Annotated in this window: 12 protein-coding genes; 5 read left to right on the top strand and 7 right to left on the bottom strand. The window is 62.6% G+C overall.

What is annotated here, in order from left to right; all coding sequences use genetic code 11:
• The first annotated feature begins 48 nt into the window (after positions 1-48).
• Positions 49-765, top strand: coding sequence for a GAF and ANTAR domain-containing protein (locus ACFQ6H_RS22170; protein ID WP_378545027.1), 717 nt, complete (start codon positions 49-51; stop codon positions 763-765).
• Here the strand turns inward: ACFQ6H_RS22170 and ACFQ6H_RS22165 are convergent.
• The gene (locus ACFQ6H_RS22165) at positions 734-1681 is read right to left on the bottom strand and encodes a LysR family transcriptional regulator (protein ID WP_378648634.1); all 948 of its coding nucleotides are present in this window, start codon (positions 1679-1681) and stop codon (positions 734-736) included. The genes ACFQ6H_RS22170 and ACFQ6H_RS22165 overlap by 32 nt on opposite strands.
• Positions 1682-1834: 153 nt before the next feature.
• Here ACFQ6H_RS22165 and ACFQ6H_RS22160 point away from each other — a divergent pair, with 153 nt between their 5' ends.
• On the top strand, positions 1835-3211 hold the full coding sequence (locus ACFQ6H_RS22160; RefSeq protein WP_378648632.1) for an MFS transporter: 1377 nt from the start codon (positions 1835-1837) through the stop codon (positions 3209-3211).
• Positions 3208-3951 carry a 3-hydroxybutyrate dehydrogenase gene (locus ACFQ6H_RS22155; protein WP_378648629.1) on the top strand — a complete coding sequence of 248 codons (744 nt, stop codon included), beginning with the start codon at positions 3208-3210 and terminating at the stop codon, positions 3949-3951. The genes ACFQ6H_RS22160 and ACFQ6H_RS22155 overlap by 4 nt, the downstream gene beginning before the upstream one ends.
• 36 nt (positions 3952-3987) lie before the next feature.
• Here ACFQ6H_RS22155 and ACFQ6H_RS22150 read toward each other — a convergent pair whose 3' ends face one another.
• The 3 genes from ACFQ6H_RS22150 to ACFQ6H_RS22140 form a co-directional block, all read right to left on the bottom strand.
• Positions 3988-4872 carry an aldo/keto reductase gene (locus ACFQ6H_RS22150; protein WP_378545018.1) on the bottom strand — a complete coding sequence of 295 codons (885 nt, stop codon included), beginning with the start codon at positions 4870-4872 and terminating at the stop codon, positions 3988-3990.
• A gap of 101 nt (positions 4873-4973) precedes the next feature.
• Complete coding sequence (locus ACFQ6H_RS22145; RefSeq protein ID WP_378545015.1) at positions 4974-5510, bottom strand: hypothetical protein; 537 nt, start codon at positions 5508-5510, stop codon at positions 4974-4976.
• A 17-nt stretch (positions 5511-5527) separates the two neighbouring features.
• Complete coding sequence (locus ACFQ6H_RS22140; protein WP_378648627.1) at positions 5528-6469, bottom strand: oxygenase MpaB family protein; 942 nt, start codon at positions 6467-6469, stop codon at positions 5528-5530.
• Between the two features lie 104 nt (positions 6470-6573).
• Here ACFQ6H_RS22140 and ACFQ6H_RS22135 point away from each other — a divergent pair, with 104 nt between their 5' ends.
• Positions 6574-7143: a TetR/AcrR family transcriptional regulator gene (locus ACFQ6H_RS22135; protein ID WP_378648625.1), complete on the top strand. Its 570-nt coding sequence runs from the start codon at positions 6574-6576 to the stop codon at positions 7141-7143.
• Here the strand turns inward: ACFQ6H_RS22135 and ACFQ6H_RS22130 are convergent.
• A complete protein-coding gene (locus tag ACFQ6H_RS22130; RefSeq protein ID WP_378648623.1) occupies positions 7130-7921 on the bottom strand; it encodes a DNA-formamidopyrimidine glycosylase family protein in 792 nt (263 codons plus the stop codon). The genes ACFQ6H_RS22135 and ACFQ6H_RS22130 overlap by 14 nt on opposite strands.
• 63 nt (positions 7922-7984) lie before the next feature.
• Entirely contained in the window at positions 7985-12532 is a 4548-nt protein-coding gene (locus tag ACFQ6H_RS22125) for an ATP-dependent helicase (RefSeq protein WP_378648621.1), read from the bottom strand.
• 106 nt (positions 12533-12638) lie between these two features.
• On the opposite strand from ACFQ6H_RS22125, the gene ACFQ6H_RS22120 reads away from it, so the two are divergent.
• On the top strand, positions 12639-13970 hold the full coding sequence (locus ACFQ6H_RS22120; protein ID WP_378534150.1) for an anaerobic C4-dicarboxylate transporter family protein: 1332 nt from the start codon (positions 12639-12641) through the stop codon (positions 13968-13970).
• A gap of 20 nt (positions 13971-13990) precedes the next feature.
• On the opposite strand, the gene ACFQ6H_RS22115 is transcribed toward ACFQ6H_RS22120, so the two are convergent.
• Positions 13991-15082, bottom strand: a complete 1092-nt coding sequence (locus ACFQ6H_RS22115) for an N-formylglutamate amidohydrolase (protein ID WP_378648619.1) — start codon at positions 15080-15082, stop codon at positions 13991-13993.
• Between the last annotated feature and the right edge of the window lie 24 nt (positions 15083-15106).

Genomic DNA, 15106 nt, shown 5'->3' with positions numbered 1-15106 from the left:
TTTGTACCGTTCGATGAAGAATTCGATGAACGGTAGACCCCGAGGTGTATGGAGATGGCTGAGCGCGACCAAGCACTGACAGATCCCAAGGCAGTGTTCGCGGCGTTGGCGGAGATCCTCTACTCCGCAGCAGACAGCGCCGAGGTGTACTCCGCGATCTGTTCGGCGGCTGTCGAGTTGATTCCCGGTTGCGATCACGCAAGCCTGATGCTGCGACGGGGGAACACCAACGTCACGGTAGCGGCAAGCGACGAGATTGCCGAACACGCAGACGATCTCGAGCGGGCCACGGGGGAGGGGCCGTGCATCGACGCCCTCGACACGGAGGCGCCGCAACTCGAGTCGGACCTTCGCACACCGAGTCAGTGGCCTGAATTCGCTCGGAAAGTAGTGGCGGAGACACCCATTCGCGGATCGATGGGGTTCCGACTGATGGTCGATCGTCAGAAGTTCGGTGCCCTCAACCTCTTCTCGGATACTCCGGGGGCTTTCACGGAATCCGCTGCCGACCACGCGATCATGTTGGCGTCGTTTGCGTCCGTGGCAGTCACTGCGCTCACGCGAGGCGAGGATGCCGATTCGCTGCGGCGCGGTCTGGCCAGCAGCCGAGAAATCGGTCAGGCAGTTGGTCTGTTGATGGGACTACATCGCGTGTCCGACGACGAGGCCTTCGACATCCTGGTGCGAACCTCACAGAACATGAACGTCAAGATCGCCGAGTTGGCACGTAAGGTCATCGTTCAGCATCGTTCGACTCTCGACTGAGCGCTTCGTTCGCCGGGGGCGAGCCGAGTAGTTGAGATCGCTTGCGATCCACAGTCTCTCGGAGAGTCGTGACCACAGCCGCCACTTCCGGGCGTCGCAGAGATTCCGAACGGGCCACCAACCAGTAGGAAAGTTTGACCTCGATGTGAGCCGGTAGCACGCGAACCAAATCGTCGTGCTGCTCGGCCATGAAGCAGGGGAGCAGGCCGATGCCCGCGCCGGCCCGCGTTGCCTCGATGTGCACGAACACGTTGGTGGACGTGACGGCCTCCCTCATGGAGACCGTGAGCTTGCGAGCCAGATCGAGTTCGTCGACCTGCAGCATCGAGTCGATGAAGTACACGAGCGAGTGATCGGCCAGATCTGCGGCACTTTCGGGAACAGCATTCTGACGTAGATAGTCTCGGGATGCGTACAAGCCCAGCGCATAGTCGGCCAGATGGACTGCCTCGGCGCGGTGAACTTGAGGCTTGCCGACCACAACCTCGATGTCGAGCCCCGAGCGTATCTGCGACGCCTTTCTGGTTGCGACAACTATCTCCACGCTGACGCGGGGATGGCGTCTGCGAACCGCGGCGCCGGCGGGGGCCGCGATGTAGGCGCTGAAGCCGTCGGTGGCCGAGACCCGCACGACGCCGTCGAGTTGCTGCTGACCGGTGGAGTCGAGTGCCAGTTCGTTCACTGCGGCCTCGATGCGCTCGGCTGCGCTGAGGGCCTGTCTGCCCAGGTCGGTCAACTCCCATCCACCGGACGAGCGAACCAGGACACGGCCGCCGAGGCTCTTCTCGAGCGAGCTGATGCGGCGCGAGATAGTGGTGTGATTGAGGCCCAGGTCGTCGGCGGCGGTGTTGAAGCGACCGGTGCGACCGACCGCGAGTAGCACCAGCAGGTCATCCGGGCTCAGTCCGAGATTCATATCTGCATTTTTGCACCTATATGGTGCGAGATTTGTCATTGTCGTGCCAAGAATCTGCACTGATACTCATCGAGTCACAAAAAATGTGCGAGCGGTCACATTCCTGATCGTGAAGAGCAGGCGAATCGCGAACTGAAGACGAGGGAGTCCACGATGAGCGTCGACAACATGCCGAAGCCCGAGAGCCAAGCCCCACCATCGGGGCTGAAGAAGGTGGTCGGCGCCTCGATGGCGGGCACCGTGGTCGAGTGGTACGAGTTCTTTCTGTACGGCACGGCGGCCACGCTGGTCTTCAGCAAGGTCTTCTTTCCCGGCGGCGGCAATGAGCTGGATGCGATCATCGCTGCTTTCATCACCTACGCCGTCGGATTCGCCGCCCGACCACTCGGCGGGATCGTCTTCGGATACTTCGGAGACAAGTTCGGTCGGAAGCAGTTGCTGCAGTTCAGTTTGCTGCTTGTCGGTGCCGCGACATTCCTGATGGGCTGTCTGCCGACCTACGGTCAGATCGGCTACTGGGCACCGGCACTGCTGGTCACGCTGCGCTTCATTCAAGGATTTGCAGTGGGCGGTGAATGGGGTGGGGCGGTACTCCTTGTCGCCGAGCACAGCCCGAATCGATCTCGCGGGTTCTGGTCGTCCTGGCCTCAGGCCGGCGTGCCGATGGGCAATCTGGTCGCGACGGTTGTGCTGTTGATCCTGACGTCGACGCTCTCGGACGAATCGTTCATGAGTTGGGGTTGGCGCCTGGCCTTCTGGCTCTCCGCGGTCATCGTTCTGGTCGGGTACTACGTTCGGACCAAGGTCACCGACGCTCCCATTTTCATTGCGGCACAGAAGGAAGCAGAGCTGGTCAAGGCAACCTCGTACAGTGTTTTCGAGGTGGTCAAGCGCTACCCGCGTGGAGTGCTGACCGCGATGGGCCTGCGTTTCGCCGAGAACGTCATGTACTACCTCGTGGTGACCTTCTCGATCACCTATCTCAAGGTCGTCGTCCATGCGGACACGGCGCACATTCTCTGGTGGATGCTGATGGCACACGCCGTACACTTCGCGGTGATCCCGTTGGTAGGCAAGCTGTCCGACACGATCGGTCGACGCCCGGTGTACATGATCGGCGCCGTCACAGCCGGAACGTGGGGATTCTTCGCCTTCCCGATGATGAACAGCGGACACAACGCCGTCATCCTGTCGGCAATCATCATCGGACTTGTCTTCCACGCCTTCATGTACGCCGGACAACCCGCGATCATGGCCGAGATGTTCCCGACCCGGATGCGCTATTCCGGTGTCTCCCTGGGGTATCAGGTGACTTCGATCGTCGCCGGCTCGTTGGCTCCGATCATCGCGACAGCACTTCTGAGCAAGTTCGACTCCTCGGTCCCCATCGCGGTCTATCTGCTGCTGGCCTCCCTGGTCACCATCGTCGCAGTCATTTTCGCGCGTGAGACCAAAGGAATCTCGCTCGAGTCCGTCGACGCCGCTGACGCCCGTGTTCTCGCCAACGAGCGGGCCGGTGTTCCCGCGTGACGCTCTCTGGCAAATCGGCTCTGGTCACCGGTGGTGCGAGCGGGATCGGCGAGGCTTGTGTACGGATGCTCGCTGCCCGCGGCGCCCACGTCACCGTCGCTGATCTCGACGACGTCGCAGCGAAGGCGCTGGCCGAGGAGATCGACGGCACTGCGTGGGCGGTGGATCTCCTCGACACCGACCAACTCGTAGATCTGGCACTCGAGACGGACATCCTTGTCAACAATGCAGGTATTCAACGGGTCAGTCCCATCGAGGATTTCGACGTCGAGGACTTCCGGAAGATTCAGCGCCTCATGGTCGAAGCACCATTCCTCCTCGCTCGGGCCGCCCTGCCGTACATGTACCGCAACGGTTTCGGCCGCATCGTGAACATTTCCTCGGTCCACGGGCTCCGTGCTTCGGCATTCAAGAGTGCGTACGTCACGGCCAAGCACGGACTCGAAGGGTTGTCGAAAGTTGTTGCACTCGAGGGCGCCTCGCACGGCGTCACCAGCAACTGCGTCAATCCTGGCTACGTCCTGACACCCCTCGTGCAATCCCAGATTGCCGACCAGGCAAAGGTTCACGGCATCAGCGAATCCGAGGTTGTCGAGAAGGTGATGCTCACCGAGAGCGCGATCAAACGGATGGTCGAACCTGCGGAGGTGGCATCCCTGGTGGGATGGCTGACGTCGACCGAGGCGTCGATGGTGACGGGGGCGTCGTACACCATCGACGGTGGCTGGAGCGCCAGCTGAACCACTCAGGCTGCTGAGTTGTTCAGGCTGCCGGGTTCAGGCTTCGGGGATCTCGATTCCGAACTTCTCGCGGGTGATGACCTCGGGCTCGGGACCGCCGCGCACTCCGGTGTCGAGTGCGTCGATTGCGGAGAGTTCTTCGGCGGTGAGTTCGAAGTCGAACACGTCGAAGTTCTCCGCGATGCGCGAGGGAGTCACCGACTTGGGGATCACCTGTCGGCCTTGCTGAAGGTGCCAGCGCAGCATCACCTGCGCGGGAGACTTTCCGTGAGCGGCCGCGATCGCTGCGATGGTGGCGTCTTCGAGAGTCGAACCGTGGGACCCGTCGCGGTAGAACGTGATTCCGCCGATCGGTGACCATGCCTGCGACAGAATGCCGTGATCGGCGTCGGCCTCGAGCAAGGCCGACTGCCTGAAGTACGGATGGACCTCGATCTGGTTGACCGCCGGCACCACGGACGTTGCGCCCAGGAGCCGGGTGAGGTGGTCCGGCATGAAGTTACTGACTCCGATGGCACGGACCTTGCCGTCTGCCAGCAGCGTTTCCAGTGCCTTGTACGCGTCGATGGTGCGTTCGAACTCGCTCGGCAAGGCTTGGTGGAGGATGAGGAGGTCAAGGTGTTCGACACCGAGCTTGCCTGCGCTCTTGTCGAAGGCGTGCAGAGTCTCGTCGTATCCGTAGTCGGTGATCCAGACTTTCGTTTCCACGAAGATCTCGTCGCGATCGAGGCCGGATCGCCGGATCGCCTCACCGACGCCCTTCTCGTTGCCGTAGGCCGCAGCAGTGTCGATATGGCGATAACCCGTCGACAGCGCGGACTCGACGGCGGCGACTGTTTCGTCCGGCGGTGTCTGGTAGACGCCGAAGCCCAACGCCGGAATGTCGAGACCGTTGTTCAGTTTCAGACTCGGAATGCTCATGTCGTCCACGGTAGCGACGGACCGGGTTCCGCGGGAGTGACTGCTCAGCCGGGTAACGGCAGTACCCCTTCAGGCCAGGGAATTCGCGATCGGGAGACTCGTCAATGAGTGAGCACTATCTTCAATCCGACGATCAGAGTTGCGACGGCGGCCAGGGCAAAGGCCGCGAGGTGTGTGTTGGTACCGACTTTCTCACCGTGAAGTCGGCTGATCACGTAACTGGTGGACCCGATGCGCAGGATCAAGACGATTTCCGCGATCAACTGCGCCGTCCGCGGTTCCAGGATGTTGAACCACGCCGTCGCGAGAATGACGACAGGAACGACCGCGGAGGTGAGGATCGGGACGGAATCGCGAAGCGAGTCGATTCTTTCCGCGGTGGTGAGGCGGCGGTCGTTGCGAATGCTTTCGCCGACGCTCTCGGCGAATGTGTGGGCGATATACGTCGACAATGCCGTGCCAACCACGATCGCGGCGCCCAGCGATTCCTGAGATTTCGTCACCGGTATGAGTGCGGCGAGGACAAGAATGTTGCCGTAGATGTACGCAGTGGTTCTCGCCGCCACACGTTCTTGTCCCAGCGGCGAACCGTGAGAGGTGATCGGCCGGTTCAGCAGGGTTCGCAGGTCCCACTCCATGCTCCGAGCATGGCAGATCAGACCCTCGGGCTGTAGTGCATCGGATTATCTCGCTGCTCGAGCGGGGGTAGATTGCGCGCCGGCGTGTGGACCAGTGGTGCGTCGGCGGGGATTCGGCCGCTCGCTCGATCCCATCCTGCGCGAGCGCGTGGCTGATACCGGTAACGCCACGGCACCAGACGGAAGACGGCGTTGACGGTGCGGCCGACAGCGTTGTGAATTTTCTGATCTCGGCTACCCCACGAGTAACCGAGAAGGTCGCGAACAGGTTGGTCGTACATACCCACCGTCAGCCACACGAATCCGCGTGCGAGGGGGATCCGCGCGAGTCGCCACAACGGATCGGGAAGCCAGGTCATGTACGGGGGCTTTCCGAGGCCGGACAGGTCGAGGACGTCGCGGGTTGCCTTGTTGTCTTCGAGTACGTTGCGGCACATGTGGTCCCAGTACTCCTGAAATGCTTCCCAGGTCTCGGGAACCGGGCGCATGCTCATCCCGTACAGGCGATACCACTGAATGTGTTCGGTGAAGAGCTGTCGTTTCTGGGCCTCGGTCAAGCCACCGGAGAAGTTGTCGGCCGTGACGATGGTGCCCATGAAGAACGTTGCGTGCGCCCAGTAGAAGGTGTCGGGATCGAGGGCGTGGTATCGGCGCCCCAACTTGTCGACGCCCTTGATTCGCGTGTGATATCCGCGGACTTCTTCGGCTGTCTGCTGCGCGCGATCGCCGTCGAACACCACGCCCGCAATGGGATACAGCGAGCGGTACAGCCGTTCCCAGCGCTCGTCGAAGAACTGCGAGTGCTCCTCGACGCCGGCGCCGAGCCCTGGATGCATGTTTTGCATCGAACCGGCCCAGACGCCTTGGAGCATCCCGCGCCAGTCGCCGAAATACTTCCAGGTCAGGGAATCCGGACCGAGAGGAACCGGGGTACTGCTGTCGTCAAGTTGACTACGCATGTTGTCAGATTAGGATCGACAACAGCGGTAGTCAAGGATCGAATACCGGTTGAAATCGAATTCCGGTTGCATCGAAGAACAAGTGTCGGCGAAGTGGGGAAGTTGTGAGCATCGAAGAACGCAGGGCCACTCGAAAGGCGACGTTGTTCGACGTCGGAGTGACACTGCTCGGTGCGGTCGACGGTCCGGCCGTCAACGTGCGTGCGGTCTGCAAGGCCGCCGGTCTGACCGAGCGGTATTTCTACGAAAGCTTCACCGATCGTGATCAGTACGTCGTCGCGGTCCACACATTCGTTGCCGAGCGCGCGCAGTCGGCGCTTGCCGCGGCAGTGGAGTCGGAGACGACATCCGAGGCCGTCGCCATGGCTGCGGTCGACGCTTTCGTCAAGCTCATGGTCGACGATCCGGCGATGGGGAGAGTGCTTTTGATCGCTCCGCTCTCCGAACCTGTCTTGAGTGGACGCGGTATCGAATCGATGCCGGCGTTCGTGGATCTGGTGTACGACCAGTTGTCCGAGATAGCTGATCCCGTGGACAAGCAACTGGTGGCCGTCGGACTGGTCGGGGCGTTGTTCACGCTGTTCATCGGTTACCTGGACGGCACGATCGTGGTAGACCGCGAACGATTTGTCCGCCACTGCGTCAGGCTGCTGATCAACGCTAACCGGGCGTGAAGGGCTGGCAGGCCGGGCAGAAGAAGATATTTCGCTCGGTGAGCTGATCCGGTCCGAGGGTATCTTCTCTGATGCGGGTTCCGCATCGGCGGCACGGTTTTCCGCGCCTGCCGTACACCCATGTCTGCCTACCTGGACGGGTGTCGCCGGTCGTGACCCGGATGCGACGCGCCTTGTTGACGTTGATGGTGCGGAACGACAAGTCCACTATCGCGTCGAGATTTCCGGCGAGGCGCGTCGGTGTTTTCGGATGAATGCCTCGTAGGAAGCAGATCTCGTTGCGGTACACGTTGCCCAGTCCGGCCATCACCCGCTGATCCAGGAGCGCGATTCCGATCGGTTCGGAGTCGGCAGCCCGAAGATTTCGGGCGGCCACGGAACTGTCCCAGTCGGTCCCGAGCAGATCCGGTCCGAGATGCCCGACGGCCTCCTGTTCCTGCCCGAGTTCGAGGATCTCGGTGATTCCCAGTGAAAAACCCACTGCTACAGAGTCTTCGGTGGCCAAGATGATGCGCGCTTGGTGGGCTGGTCTGCGCCAGCGCTCGCCGGGGCGATAAATCTGCCACTGACCTTCCATCTTCAGATGCGTGTGAATGGACGCCTCGCCCACTCTGATCAGGAGATGCTTTCCGCGGCTGGCGACGGAATCCACGCGATGGCCCGACAGATCAACGGTGGCATAACGAGGAACGCGGACGTCGCAGGTGGTGAGTACCTTCTCGGCCAGGGCCGCTCGCAGTTCGTTGGCGGCCCGCCACACGGTATCGCCCTCAGGCATGGTCGCCGCTCCCACACTTCAGGATCTCAACTGCCACGATCTCAATCATCATGACCCCAATCCTCATGACCGCAACCGGAATCCGCGAGGGGTGGCCGCAAAGCCGGCTTCGACCAGGACCGGAGCGAAGTCGTTGCCGTGGATGGTCTCTCCGTCGACCTTCTCCACTACCAACTTGTCGATAGCGCGAGAAGTCACCTTCTGAGCAAGTGACAGTGCTGCCATGCGCAACGTTCCGCCGTCGTCGGTGAGTGTCAGGATCGTGCGACCGCCGCGCTCGACGAACAGAACCAACTCACCCTCCACCAGAACTACCAATGCGCCGGCTTTTCGTCCGGGCCGGTGCCCAGGGGATTCCTCGCCCCCCGACGCCGGCCACGGCAGCGCCGCGCCGTACGGGTTTGCCGGATCGCACGCCGCGAGAGTGACTGCAGCCGAAGAGGTGTGGCGTCCCTCGATGGAATCACCGAACGTGCGCAAGCGGTCCACCACGGGAGGCGTGGAGAACTGGGCGCCGCCCAAGGTGTCCACGAAGTATCCGCGTCGAGCGCGGCCGTTGTCCTCGAACGTGCTCAGTACCTTGTAGATCAACGCGAAGCCGCCCGGCACGTTCTCACTCATCACCGAACCGCGGGTGACCACGCCGTACCGTTCGAGCAACAGATCGGCCGTGGCGTGCGCCCGGATGGTCGGATCCGGTTCGACGGCTGGCAGTTGGAACCACCGACCGGAGGCAGTTGCCGGTCCGGTGCGAGCGGGCGTGGAAGCGCGGGCCATTCCGCGGTACGGACGGGCCCGCGGAACACGGCGAGGTGATCGGTGACTGGTTGTTGTTCTAGTGGTGTCGGAGAGAAGTGCGCGAAGCGGTGCGACGGTGTCGTTTCCGATGTGTCCGAGCCACACCAACTCCCACAGTGCCGTCGTCACCGCGCTGTCGACCGTGTCCGCAGCCGACTCCGTAGTTCGCAACGCGTCGACCAACTGTCGGAAGAAGTAGGCACCGCCGCCGGACAACAGGTCGAGGATGCGCTTCTGCAACTCCGAGACGTCGGTGTCGGCGGGCGAATTGAGCGTGATCGGTGCCAGGTCGGCGGGGTGCAGCACTACCCACCCGTCCTTGCCGGAGATTGCTCCGGATCCGGACCACAGGACTTCACCGGTCGACGTGAGTTCGTCCAACATCGCGGGAGAGTAGTCGGCGACACGACTCGGCAGGATCAACGATTCGAGAGCCGACGCCGGAATCGGAACTCCGGCGAGTTGATCGACCACCGTTGCAACACCGTCGATTCCGCGAAGCGTGCCGCCCACGTGCTGCCAGCTGGGAAGGAATCGTCCGAGCGTTGCGGTACTGACCGGCTCGACCTCTTGGCGTGCAGCGGCGAGCGAGCGGCGGCGTAGGCGGCGCAGGACCTCGGCGTCGCACCATTCGCTTCCGGTTGACGCCGGACGGAATTCGCCTTCGAGGACACGCTTTTCGAGTGCGAGTCGACCGAGAACGTCACGTGCGACGGAAACACCGATACCGAACCGTGCGGCAGCGTCGGCGAGGGTGAAGGGGCCGTGGGTGCGGGCATAACGGCTCAAGAGATCGTCGAGAGGTTGATCGACCGGCTCGATGAACGCGGCGGGAACGCCGATCGGTAGGGGAACGCCGAGTCCGTCGCGAAGGCGCGCGGCGTCTTCGACGACGGTCCACCAGCTCTCGCCCGCATACGAGACGTGGAGGGCACGTTTGTCCGTAACCAACTTCTCGAGCCACGAGAGCGGGTCCTCGAGACAACGATCGGTGACTTCTTCGGTGGTCAGCGGGCCGAGCATGCGCAGGAGGTCGGCAACACCCTCGAGATCCTTGGCCTTGCGGTCAGGGACGAGCCGTTGCAGCTCACTTTCGGCCTGCTCGATCACTCCGGCGTCGAGTAGCTCGCGCAGTTCGACGCGCCCCAGCAGTTCGGCCAACAGCGTGGAGTCCAGCGACAGTGCGGCAGCGCGTCGCTCGGCGAGGGGACTGTCGCCCTCGTACATGAATGCGCCCACATAGTTGAACAGGAGCGCACTCGCGAACGGAGACGGCGAGGCCGTCTCCACCTCGACGATTCGGATCTGCCGTTTCTCGATCTTGCCGAACAGTTCCTTCAGCGCAGGCAGGTCGTAGACGTCCTGCAAACACTCCCGCACCGTCTCGAGCAGGATCGGGAATGTCGGGAACTTTCGGGCGACGTCAAGCAGTTGTGCTGACCGCTGACGCTGCTGCCACAGCGGTGCACGTTTTCCGGGATTACGGCGCGGGAGAAGTAGTGCGCGGGCGGCACATTCGCGGAATCGGGAAGCGAACAGCGCGGAGCCGCCCACCTCCTGGGTGACCAGATCTTCGATGTCTTCGACGTCGAAGGTGAACAGTTCGGCGCCGGGAGGTTCGTTCTCGGTGTCCGGGAGCCGGATGATGATGCCGTCGTCGGAGGCTGTCGGGCTGGAATCGACCCCGTATCGTTCCTGGAGGCGTGCGCCGATCGCGAGCGCCCACGGCGCGTGAACCCGTTGGCCGTACGGGGAATGCAGCACCAGACGCCAGTCACCGAGTTCGTCGCGGAAACGCTCGACCACCAGCGTGCGATCCGACGGCACCTGACCGGTGGCATTCTTCTGCTCGCCGACGAGTTGAATCAGATTGTTGGTGGCATTGTGATCGAGCCCGCCGACTCGGCAACGCTCGACGACGTCGGCCTCGTTACCGAGGGCCGTCTCGCGGACGAACTGTCCCAACGCCTGCCCGAGTTCGGCAGGGCGGCCGAGTCCGTCGCCGTGCCAGAAGGGCAAACGACCCGGCATGCCGTAGGCGGGGCTGACCAGAACCCGATCGAAGGTGATCTCCTCGATCCGCCAACTGGTAGCGCCGAGCGCGAAGACGTCGCCGACCCGGGACTCGTAGACCATTTCCTCGTCGAGTTCGCCGACGCGTGACGCTTTCTCGCCCACCATGTAGACGGTGAAGAGGCCGCGGTCGGGGATGGCGCCGCCGGAAGTGACGGCCAAACGCTGCGAACCCGGGCGCCCCGTCAGAGTATTGGACTCACGATCCCACACCAGGCGCGGACGTAATTCGGCGAACTCGTCCGAGGGGTACCGCCCGGCGAGCAGATCCAGAGTCGACTCGTACGCCGAACGGGGAAGCGTTGCAAAGGAACCGCTTCGGCGCACGGTCTCGAACCAGTCGTCGACGTCGATCGGTTCGAGTGCGGTGGCCGCAACAGTTTGCTGGGCGAGGATGTCGAGGGGATTGGCCGGAACGGCCATCGCTTCGATCTTGCCTTCGACCATGCGCTCGACCGTCACCGCGCAATGAATCAGGTCGGTGCGATGCTTGGGGAAGACAACGCCTCGCGATATCTCACCGACCTGGTGGCCGGCGCGACCGACACGTTGCAGCCCGCTGGCAACCGAAGGCGGTGCCTCGACCTGAATGACCAAGTCGACGGCGCCCATGTCGATTCCGAGTTCGAGACTGCTGGTGGCGACGACGCATCGCAATCGACCCGATTTGAGGTCGTCTTCGATGAGGGCGCGCTGGTCCTTGCTGACCGATCCGTGGTGGGCGCGAGCAAGGAGAGGTTCCGCGCCGTAGTTGACCTCGGTGGGAGCCCCGATCTGCGCGGGTGGTCGTGGCAACTTGTCGACGACGAGGCCGGCGCGCTCGGCATGAATTTCGTTGAGTCTGGCCGTCAATCGTTCGGCGAGGCGGCGAGAGTTGGCGAACACGATGGATGATCGGTGATCGAGAACGAGGTCGACGATCTGTTCCTCGACGTGGGGCCAGATCGAACCGGCTTGCGGGGTGGGGGATTCGGAACCCTCGGCCGGCGTCGCAATACCCAATTCCGTCATGTCCTCGACGGGAACACGGACGGTGAGGTCGAAGGTCTTGGCGGCAGGCGGTGCCACGATCCGGATGGGTGCCGAACCGGCGAGGAACCGCCCGATCTCCTCGTGCGGACGGACAGTGGCCGACAATCCGATGCGTTGCGCCGGACGCTCGAGCAAGCCGTCCAGGCGTTCCAGTGAGAGCGCGAGGTGAGAGCCGCGCTTGGTGCCCGCCACCGCGTGAACCTCGTCGACGATCACGGTGTCGACACCGACCAGTGTTTCCCGGGCAGCGGAGGTGAGCATCAGGAACAACGACTCAGGCGTGGTGATCAGGATGTCCGGAGGCCGCTTGATCAACGAGCGCCGATCGGCCTGGGAAGTGTCACCGGAACGGACACCGACGGTGATCTCGGGCGGAGTGAGGCCCAGACGCTTCGCAGTCTGTGTGATGCCGACCAGCGGTGCGCGAAGGTTTCGTTCGACGTCCACACCCAGCGCTTTGAGCGGCGAAATGTAGAGGACTTTGGTGGTGCGTTCGCCCTCGTCCTTGGCTGCGAGCTGATCGAGTGCCCAGAGAAAAGCGGACAATGTCTTGCCGGAGCCGGTGGGTGCGACGACAAGTGTGTGAGAGCCGCTCGCGATGGATTCCCAGGCACCGAGCTGCGCAGCGGTGGGAGCGCTGAAGGCACCGCCGAACCACTCGCGTGTTGCGGGCGAGAATCTGTCGAGGACGTTGGTCACGACCACCATATTGCCCCTTCCCACCGACAGCGTGTTCGTGCCCGCGGCCGAAGTGCAGAGCATACTATTTGCCCTGTTATAGCGATTCTCTTGTTATCGAGAAGGCGAGTGCCTGATGGAAGCAGTCAAGATTGTCCTCGAGCTGGCGGTAGTGCTCGGGGCGATTGTCATGGGTACCAGATCGAGCGGTGTCGCTCTCGGTCTGTGGGGCGGCGCGGGTGTTGCCGTCCTCGTGTTCGTCTTCGGAGAGGACGTCGGCAGTCCGCCGGTCGACGCTCTACTCATCGTCCTGTCCGTCGTTCTCGCGTCGTCGATGATGCAAGCGGCCGGTGGTATCGACTGGATGGTCACCATCGCAGCCAAACTGATCGAATCCCGACCGAAACAGATCACGCTGATCGCGCCGTTGGTGTCGTTCCTGTTCTCGGTCGGTGCCGGTACGTCCAACATCCTCTACCCGCTGCTTCCCGTCATCTACGACGTCTCGTACAAGAACGGTGTGCGGCCGTCACGGCCGCTGTCGCTGTCAGTCGTCTCCACCGGCGTGGCGTTGGCGTGTAGCCCGGTGTCAGCGGCGATGGCGGCCATGGTCACGCTCACCGATGTCGCGCCCTACGATTTCGAACTCATCGACATCATCAAGATCACCTTCCCGGCGGCCGTGGTCGGCATCGTCCTCTCGTCCATCGCGGTCAACCGCCTGGGCAAGGACCTCGACGACGACCCGGAGATACAGGCGAAGTTGAAGTCGGGCGAGTTGGCGGGACCGGGTGCAGCGTCCAAGACCGAACTCGTCTCGACGAAGACCGGACGAAACGCGGCACTGATCTTCCTGGCCGGCGTTCTGGCCATCGTGATCTTCGGTCTGTTCAAGGGAATTCGCCCCGAGGCCGCCGACGGCACTCCGATGGGGATGACACCGATCATCGAGATGCTGATGTTCGTCGTGGGTACGTTGATCCTGTTGGTGTGCCGCCCGAATGTCGCCGACGTGCCGTCCTCGACAGTGTTCCGTGCCGGTATGGTCTCGGCCATCGCGTTGTTCGGTCTGGCATGGCTGACGGACACGTTCATCAGCGCCCATTCCGAGCTGATCACGAGCACTGTCGGCGACTGGGTCAACGCCGCGCCGTGGATCTTCGCGCTCGGTGTTTTCCTGGTCTGTGTACTGACGACCAGTCAGTCGACAGCGACCAGGACCATTGTGCCGATCGGTCTCGCAGCCGGGATCGCACCCGGCCTCGTGAGCGGCATGTGGGCCGGAGCGTTTGCCGGCGTCTATCTGTTGCCGACTAACGGTTCTCAGATCGCGGCTGCGAACTTCGACCTCTCCGGCAGCACGAAGCTCGGTTCCAAGCTTGTCGACCACTCGTTCTTCCTGCCGACCATCATCTTGGCCGTCACAACGATTGCGGCCGGCGCGTTGTTCGGAGTGGTGCTCGGCTGAGTATTGCGGTTGAGTCAGTCTCAGCTGTTGCGGTAGTGGTCCCAGCTCGCCTTGCACGCATGGGCGAGTTGGTCCACCCGCTCGGCATCGGGTGTCGGCCAGTCGACGCCGGGTTCCATGATGTAGGCAGCCAGTTCGTCTCCCAGCAGGAATTCTCGTTTGAATTCGGCCTGTACCGCACTCAACGTGATTCCCGCCTCGGCTGCGCGTGTATTCAATTCGGCGAATCTGGCTCCGGCAGCGATGATTTCGAAACTGCCGAGGTATGGCTGATTGAGCGCCACCGCGTCCGGATCGTCGACCTGAAATCCCTTGCGATGTGAGACTGCGAGTGTGCGAATGAGCTCCGGATCCATCGTCACGGGATTGTCTGCGCGTCGATTACCGTCGTGATCGCCACGATTGGAGAGTGCGACGACGTCGGGGAGTCGATCTGCTTCCGGCCGTTCGACATTGACGGCGCCGTCGCGGCGAGTGGTGTGGTTCATCGTGTCGTGGAACGACAACGTCGTGAACGAACGGCCGAGTTCGAAGCTCTTCTCCACCATGGTTTCGATCAGTGCGTCGCGAGTTCTCTCGTAGACGCCCAAACCGTGTTCGGCTGTCTCGGTGAAGGTCTCGGCGAGGTCCTTCCAACCCGCGTCGTCGGTCGGCTCGAGCAGCAGGGGGTAGAACGAGAAGGTGACAGGGCGAACTGCGTCGACACCGGAGAGGTCCGCCTTGTTTCCCGCTCCGGCCTTGTGCACGCGCGCGAAGGCTTCGCGTAGTGACGCCTCCAGGTTTTCGGGCTTTGCACGGTTGGGATCACGAATCATGCGGGGGTGCGGGTTCTCCACGTACACGATGCGCGAATCGATTTCGGCCCAGCGGCGCACGATGGGACTGGTGGACATGTCGGTGAAGTCGAACTGCAGTCGCTGGGTGAACTCGGGTGCGAGAAAGCGTGAGAGTTCTGCCGGAATCGCGGAACCCGAGTGTGGGCAACTGACAAGAAGGTCGGCTTCGGCGATGGCGTCGTCGAGACTGCGGGAGTCGCGATCGGCATAGAACGTCAGGTCCTCCGGCGTGAACACGGTTCCGGCCGGGATGAGTACTGGTTCTCCACTGGTCATGATCCCCAGCGTAATCGAGCACGA

Origin of the sequence: Rhodococcus sp. NPDC056506 (genome assembly GCF_042794945.1) — a bacterium.
Classification (GTDB): domain Bacteria; phylum Actinomycetota; class Actinomycetes; order Mycobacteriales; family Mycobacteriaceae; genus Rhodococcus_F.
The sequence above is the reverse complement of the archived record's forward strand: the minus strand, read 5'-3'. Positions and strand labels throughout refer to the sequence as shown.